A 6880-nucleotide genomic window follows, 5' to 3' on the forward strand; every position below is an offset into this window, starting at 1 on the left:
CGTCCTGCGCCGTGCCGCGCCCGTGACCAGGAATGGGGCAAAGGGGGCGTCGGCTTTCCCCGACGGGCGGATGAGCCGGACGGGGCTGGACATTGCACTCGGCAATGGGCAGGATGCGACTCACTGTGAGTGCTCATGAAGACACCCGGAAGCTCATCGTCCTGGCGGTGGACGACGAGCTCAACGGGCTTGACGAACTGACCCACGGCCTGAAGAACAACCCGCACATCCACCGCGTCTTCAAGGCGTCGGACGCTTCCGACGCGCTGCGGTTGTTCTCCCACGACGACCCCGAGCTCATCGCCCGGCGCGCGCAGGGCCTGCCGACGGTCGACGCCGTGTTCGCCGACATCGACATGCCCGGCCTGTCCGGGATGGAGATGTCACGCGTGATCGCGGCGATGAACCCGTCGCCGATCCTGGTGTTCGTCACGGGCCACGCCGAGGAAGCCGTGAACGCGTTCGACCTCGGCGCGGTCGACTACGTGCTCAAGCCGTTCCAGCAGGACCGCCTCGACCGGTCCGTCGCGCGCGTGCGCGAAAAGCTGGCCGCGGCCACGTCGCCGCCGCCCGGGCAGCGCGCGGGCGAGCCGGTGAAGAACGACGACGAGGTGATCCCCGTCGAGCTCGCCGGCACCACCAAGCTCATCCCGCGCTCGTCGGTGCGCTGGGTGGAGGCCCAGGGCGACTACGCCAGGCTGTTCACCACCGAGGGCAGCCACCTGGTGCGCATCCCGCTGGCCCAGCTCGAGGAACGCTGGGAGAAAGCCGGGTTCGTGCGCATCCACCGCTCGTTCCTGGTCGCGCTGCCGCTGATCACGGAGCTGCGCATGGGCCAGGGCGGCTACCAGGTCGTGATCGGCAACGAGGAGAAGGTGCTGCCGGTCAGCCGGCGGCACACGCGGGCGCTGAAGGACCGGCTCGTCGGCTCCGGCCGCGGCGGCTGAGCCCGTGTCCGCGCCCGACGACCCGTACCACCGCCTGGCCAACGGGGTCCGCGAACCGGACCCCACGCTGGGTCGCGTGCCCGAGGACAGCGCGGTGGTGGAGCCGGTGCCGCCGGCGCCCGAGCCGCTGCGCCCGGCCGAGCCCGCGCACGAAAAGCCGAAGCGCCAGCGCGTGGTCCTCGCCGACCCGCGCCAGTCGGCGGGCCGGATGCGGGCGCGCGTCGAGCTGGAGGAACAGACCAGCTGGGGAAAGCTGCTGGTCCGTGATCTCGTGAAGGTGCAGCTGCGCACCGCCGTGCTGCTGGCGTTGCTGGTGCTGCTGGTGCTCGGCGCGATGCCCGTGCTGTTCTACCTGCTGCCCGCCGTCGCGCGGTTCACGGTGATCGGCATCCCGATCCCGTGGCTCGTGCTCGGGCTGCTGCCGTTCCCGTTCCTGTTCGCGGTGGGCCTCTGGTACAACCGGCTGGCCGAGCGCCACGAGCGCGACTTCGTGGACATGATCGAAAACTGACCGCCGGCGGACGGGAAAGCCCCGGTGGCGGGGCATCACCTGGCTGCGGGCTCGTGCGAGGATTCCAGCCGTGCAGCTGAACCCGTGGGCGTTGACCGGCATCGTGCTGGTCGCCCTCGCGACGTACTACCTCGGGTACCGCTCGTCGCGTTCGGCCACCAGCACACACGATTTCCTCGTCGCCAGGCGAACGGTTCGTTCGCGCCGCAACGCCGCGGCCATCTCGGGGGAGTACCTGTCGGCCGCGTCGTTCCTGGGCGTCGCGGGCATCGTGCTCAAGGAAGGCGCGGACGCCACCTGGTACCCGATCGGCTTCACCGCCGGTTACCTCGCGCTGATGCTGTTCGTCGCCGCGCCGCTGCGCCGTTCGGGCGCGTACACGTTGCCGGACTTCGTGGAGATGCGCCTCGGTTCGCTGGGGCTGCGCCGCTTCGCGACGGCGTTCGTGGTGTTCATCGGGATCCTCTACATGGTCCCGCAGCTGCAGGGCGCGGGGCTCACGCTCGCGTCGATCCTGCCGGTGCCCGCTTGGGTGGGCGCGGTCGTGGTCACGGTGCTGGTGGGGATCAACGTGATCGCCGGCGGCATGCGGGCGATCACGGTGGTCCAGGCCTTCCAGTACTGGCTCAAGCTGTTCGCGATCTCGGTGCCGACTTTCGTGCTGTGCATGGTTTTCTTCTCCGGCGGCGGCCCCGGTGGCGTGCGCGCGCTCGGCTCGCCGGCCCCGCCCGTGTTCCCGCAGGACACCACGGTGTCGGTGCAGACCGACGTGACGGTGAAGGTCACCACCGAGACCTACTTCTACGCCGACGGCCGCATCGACGACGGCCCCGCGCGCGGTGTGGCGCGCTGGTCGCCGCTGATCCCGCACACGGTCGAGAAGGGCACCACGCTCAAGTTCGCCGCGGGCACGCCGGTGCCGGTGATCAGCGACGCGCCGGCGAGCAACGACGCCTGGCTGCACCCCGCGTCCGGCAAGATCACCGACCTGCTGCAGACGTACTCGCTGATCTTCGCGCTGTTCCTCGGCACCATGGGCCTGCCCCACGTGCTGGTGCGCTTCTACACCAATCCCGACGGCAAGGCCGCGCGCCGCACGACCGTCCACGTGCTGTTGCTGCTCGGGCTGTTCTACCTGTTCCCGACGATGCTGGGCGCGCTGTCACGGATGTACGTGCCGCAGCTGCTCGTCACCGGCAACACCGACGCGGCCGTGCTGATGCTGCCGTCGGCGATGGTGCCGGGGGTGGCGGGCCAGATCCTCGCGGCGGTCGTGGCGGCGGGCGCGTTCGCGGCGTTCCTGTCGAGCTCGTCGGGGCTGCTGGTGAGCGTGGCCGGCGTGGTGTCCACGGACCTGCTTCCGGGGCGCGTCAAGGACTTCAAGGTGGGCACGGCCATCGTCGCGTTGTGTCCGCTGGGCCTGGCGTTCCTGCTGCGCACGGAGGACATCTCGCTGTCGATCGGGCTGACGTTCGCGTTGGCGGCCTCGACGTTCAGCCCGCTCCTGCTGCTCGGCATCTGGTGGCGCAAGCTCAGCTGGCCGGGTGCACTGGCGGGCATGCTCGTCGGCGGTGGGCTGGTGCTGGCCGCGCTGGGCGTCGACATCGCCGCGGGCTACATGGGCTTCGAAGCGCCCTGGTTCACGAGCCAGCCGGGCCTGATCTCGGTGCCGGCGGCGTTCCTCACGACGTACGTGGTCAGCCGCCTGACCCGCTACGGGCGTCCCGAACTGGTCAACGACATCATGCTGCGGCTGCACGCTCCCGACCCGCTCGGCCTCATGCGCGACCGGGCCGTCGTGCGGTTCGGCCAGGCGGAGGACAAGGCGCGCGCCGGGCGGGGCCGGCACCGCAAGTAGGTCACTCGGCGTCACGGCCTAATCACCCGATTCGACGAGGTCGCATCAGCCTTTCCGGGGCGGAAGATCTTCGTGTTGGTCGTGTCGGTGTTGTCGGGTCGTGGTCAGGTCGTGGTCGGGAAGGGGCGCCGTGGAACGCACCGAAGCGGACGTCGACTGGGAGCACGTGCAGGCGACACCCGAGTTCCAGCAGCTTCGCCGGCGTCGGCGCGGGTTCGTGTTCCCCATGTCGGCGGCGTTCCTGGCCTGGTACCTGCTCTACGTGCTCCTCGCCGACTACGCGCACGCGTTCATGAGCGCGCGCCTGTGGGGCAACATCACGGTGGGTTTGGTGCTGGGCCTGGCACAGTTCTTGACGACGTTCGTCATCACGGCGTTGTATGTGCGCTTCGCGAACCGCAAGCTGGATCCCCTGGCCGCGGAGCTGCGCGCCGAGTACGGGGGCTAGCGTCTGGTTCCTCACACGCGTACAACGCCTGGACATGGGAGCATGGAACTGTGGTGAGCCCCGCTGAACTGCCGACCGCCGAGGTCCGTGACCTGCCGAAGGACGGCGTCCCCCTGCTGGACGTCCGCGAGGACGACGAGTGGGCCGCCGGTCACGCGCCCGGCGCCGTCCATATCCCCCTCGGTGAGCTGCCCGCGCGGGTCGACGAGCTTTCCGAGCTGCCTGACGACCAGCCCATCTACGTCATCTGCCGCAGCGGCGGCCGTTCCGCCCGCGCCACCGCCTGGCTGAACGCCAGCGGCTGGGACTCCGTCAACGTCGCCGGCGGCATGGGTGCCTGGGCCCGCGAGGGCCGCCCCATGGTGAGCGAGATCGCGGGCGCCGAACCCGAGGTCATCTGACGGATGCACCCGGCCCAGCCCCCCGTCCCCCCGGGATCCGCGCACGCCGCGGGTCCTCAGGGCGGTGCGGGCTGGCCCCAGTACCCGCCTTGGCCGGGTGAGTCTTCTCCCGACGGCTGGGTGCCGGGTTTCGGTGCGCCGCCGGCCGGTCAGCCGCGACCGTTCACCGCTGCCCCGCAGGGCCAGGTGCAGCGAACCGCGCCCGAGCACCCGTCCCAGCCGCGGCAACGTCCACGCCTGAAGTGGGTCGCTTCACCGCCGCCCGGCTCGGTGATCCGGCGGCGCGCCGTGGCGACCACGCCGTACACCGGCCCCCCGTCCTACCCGGTCCCGCCGCGCTGGGGCTTCCCCAACCTCGTCTGGCGCCGCCCGACGACGGTGCCCGGCACCGCGTCCGGCGCGGTACGCGCGATCGACCGCATCCCGGTCCTGGCGCAGAGCCTCAACACCATCCTGTGGACGTTCGTGTTCCTCGCCCTCGCGGCGGCGGGCTCGGAGATCTGGCGCTACGTCCTGCTGGTGCAGAGCCGCGACTCCGCGCTGAGCACGTCGGTGGTCGGTTTCTCCGACGCGTTCGTGGTCACCGCCGGCCTGCTCACCACGATCCTTTCGCTGCTCCCGGCGGGCCTGGCCGTGTGGTGGCTGCTCGTTGCCCGCCACGCCGCCGCCGACGAGGCCGGCGTCGAACCCGCGCGGCCCGTCTGGCAGGTGCTCGTCGGCGTGCTGGTGCCGGTCGCGAACCTGCCCATGGCGCTGTCCGTGGTGGGCGAACTGGAGCACGCCGTCCTCCGCCGCCCCCGCGACGAACGCCCCAAGCCCTCCCGCCTGGTGCTGATCTGGTGGGGCACCTGGCTGGCCAACTGGGTACTCCTCGCGGTCACGATCATCTGGCGCCTGCGCCCGGGCGTCCAGGCCATGGCGGACAGCGTCGTCCTCGTCGCCCTCACCGACCTCACCGCCGCCGCCCTCGCGGTCACCACAGCGCTCGTCATCCGCCGCTTCTCGGACCTCCTGATGCCCATCGCCCCGGACCGGCTGCGCACGCTACGCGTCCTCAAGGTCGACGGCGCCCCGGAGCCGGAGCTGCACAATGCCCGTCCGGTGGGGGCTGCGCGCTGAGTCTTGTCGGGCCTCGGCCTCTGCGGGGGTTCGGTGCTGCATTTGTTCGTCAGAACGTCCTGGCGCTGCCCTGAGCCTCAGCCCAGCGCCGGTTCGAGCTGCCCGAATGCCTTTGTTGCAGCCTCGCGCACCTTGGTGACCAAATCCTCGTCGCCGGCGTAGGTGAGGTCCCAGACCTCGTCGAAGAGCAGCCGCAGTATCGAAGTCAGGTGGGCCGCCGTCGCGCGCGCGAGGATGTCGCCGCCGGGTGTCAGCAGGGCGGCGGCGAGCTGCTGTTCCCGGTCGAGGTGCATCTGCGTGAGCGCGGCCATGAGCGTCACGCTGGCCCGCACCATCCCGACGAACTCGATCCCCGCGAACCCCAGCAGCGCGCTCCGCCCGTCGAGCGCCGCGAAGTACCCGTCGCGCACCGCCGCAAACGGCGTGCTCGACGGCGCCTGCTGCACCAGCTTGGCCGGCCAGTCGACGAAGTCGTTGCGGATGTCGAAGACCAGGTCCTCCTTGCGACCGAAGTGGTTCGTCACGGTCATCTTCGCGACGCGCGCCGCCTCCGCGACCTCGGCGATCGTCACCCCGTCGAACCCGCGCGCGATGAACAGCCGCGTCGCCGCGTGCGAGATGTTCTGCCGGGTCTCGAGTTTCTTCTGCTGCCTGAGGCTCATCCGCCCATCTTACTAGGTCCGACCTAAATTTGTGCTTGACCCAACGAATGGTGCCAACCTAATGTTAGGTCCGACCTAATCAACCTCGAAGGGGCATCGATGACCCTGCGCCTGCTCGCCGTCCACGCCCACCCCGACGACGAATCCAGCAAGGGCGCCGCCACCCTCGCCCGCTATGCCGCGGAAGGCGTCGACGTCCTCGTGGCCACGTGCACCGGCGGCGAGCGCGGCGATGTGCTCAACCCAGCGTTGAACACCCCGGCCATCCACAGGGATCTGCCTGCCATCCGCAGGCGCGAGATGGCCGCCGCAGCGGAGATTCTCGGTGTGCGTCAGCAGTTCCTGGGCCACGTCGACTCCGGCCTCGACCAGCCGCTACCCGAAGGCTGCTTCGCGAAACTGTCCATTGAGGACGCCGCCAAGCCCCTCGCCGACCTGCTCCGCGAATTCCGTCCACAGGTCGTGATCACCTACGACGAGACCGGCGGTTATCCACACCCCGACCACATCCGCACGCACGAAGTCACCCGCGCAGCCTTCGCCGCGACCGACGACGGCACCCCGCGCAAGCTCTACTACCAGGCCACCCTCAGCCGCGCGTGGTTCCAGGCCATGCACGACGCCACACTCGCCGCCGGCCTCGAGTCACAGATGGGCCCGGTCCTCGACGAGCTCCCGCCCGACCGCCTCCGCGCCACCACGAGGATCCGCTGCGAGCAGTACTTCGACACCCGCGACCGCGGCCTCAAGGCCCACGCCACCCAGGCCGACCCGGCCCACCCGTTCTTCCATCACTCCCGCGACGTCGAACGCGCCGCCTGGCCCTGGGAGGAGTACCACCTCGTCGGCAGCACCCCGGACACCCACGAAGACGACCTCTTCGTCGGCCTCCGCTGACCCGGCCGATCAGCCCAGCCGACCGGTCAGCCCGACC

At 70.5% G+C, this 6880-nt stretch carries 8 protein-coding genes; 7 read left to right on the plus strand and 1 reads right to left on the minus strand.

The window, feature by feature from the left end:
• Window positions 1-113 precede the first annotated feature (113 nt).
• From AB0K15_RS00695 to AB0K15_RS00720, 6 genes are all read left to right on the plus strand, one after another.
• Window positions 114-947: a LytTR family DNA-binding domain-containing protein gene (locus AB0K15_RS00695; RefSeq protein ID WP_364043722.1), complete on the plus strand. Its 834-nt coding sequence runs from the start codon at window positions 114-116 to the stop codon at window positions 945-947.
• Window positions 948-951: 4 nt separating this feature from the next.
• Window positions 952-1458 (plus strand): hypothetical protein, encoded by a 507-nt coding sequence (locus AB0K15_RS00700; RefSeq protein ID WP_364043725.1) that lies wholly within the window; start codon window positions 952-954, stop codon window positions 1456-1458.
• A 70-nt stretch (window positions 1459-1528) separates the two neighbouring features.
• Complete coding sequence (locus AB0K15_RS00705; protein ID WP_364043728.1) at window positions 1529-3316, plus strand: cation acetate symporter; 1788 nt, start codon at window positions 1529-1531, stop codon at window positions 3314-3316.
• Between the two features lie 130 nt (window positions 3317-3446).
• Window positions 3447-3764, plus strand: coding sequence for a DUF485 domain-containing protein (locus AB0K15_RS00710; RefSeq protein ID WP_364043731.1), 318 nt, complete (start codon window positions 3447-3449; stop codon window positions 3762-3764).
• Between the two features lie 50 nt (window positions 3765-3814).
• A complete protein-coding gene (locus AB0K15_RS00715) occupies window positions 3815-4165 on the plus strand; it encodes a rhodanese-like domain-containing protein (protein ID WP_364043733.1) in 351 nt (116 codons plus the stop codon).
• A 186-nt stretch (window positions 4166-4351) separates the two neighbouring features.
• Window positions 4352-5284, plus strand: coding sequence for a DUF4328 domain-containing protein (locus AB0K15_RS00720; protein ID WP_364043735.1), 933 nt, complete (start codon window positions 4352-4354; stop codon window positions 5282-5284).
• Between the two features lie 77 nt (window positions 5285-5361).
• Here the strand turns inward: AB0K15_RS00720 and AB0K15_RS00725 are convergent, their stop codons facing one another.
• Complete coding sequence (locus AB0K15_RS00725) at window positions 5362-5946, minus strand: TetR/AcrR family transcriptional regulator (RefSeq protein WP_364043737.1); 585 nt, start codon at window positions 5944-5946, stop codon at window positions 5362-5364.
• A gap of 99 nt (window positions 5947-6045) precedes the next feature.
• On the opposite strand from AB0K15_RS00725, the gene mca reads away from it, so the two are divergent.
• On the plus strand, window positions 6046-6843 hold the full coding sequence (gene mca / locus AB0K15_RS00730; RefSeq protein WP_364043740.1) for a mycothiol conjugate amidase Mca: 798 nt from the start codon (window positions 6046-6048) through the stop codon (window positions 6841-6843).
• The last annotated feature ends 37 nt before the right edge of the window (window positions 6844-6880 follow it).

This window comes from Amycolatopsis sp. NPDC049253 (assembly GCF_040678995.1).
In the GTDB taxonomy this organism is placed as follows: domain Bacteria; phylum Actinomycetota; class Actinomycetes; order Mycobacteriales; family Pseudonocardiaceae; genus Amycolatopsis.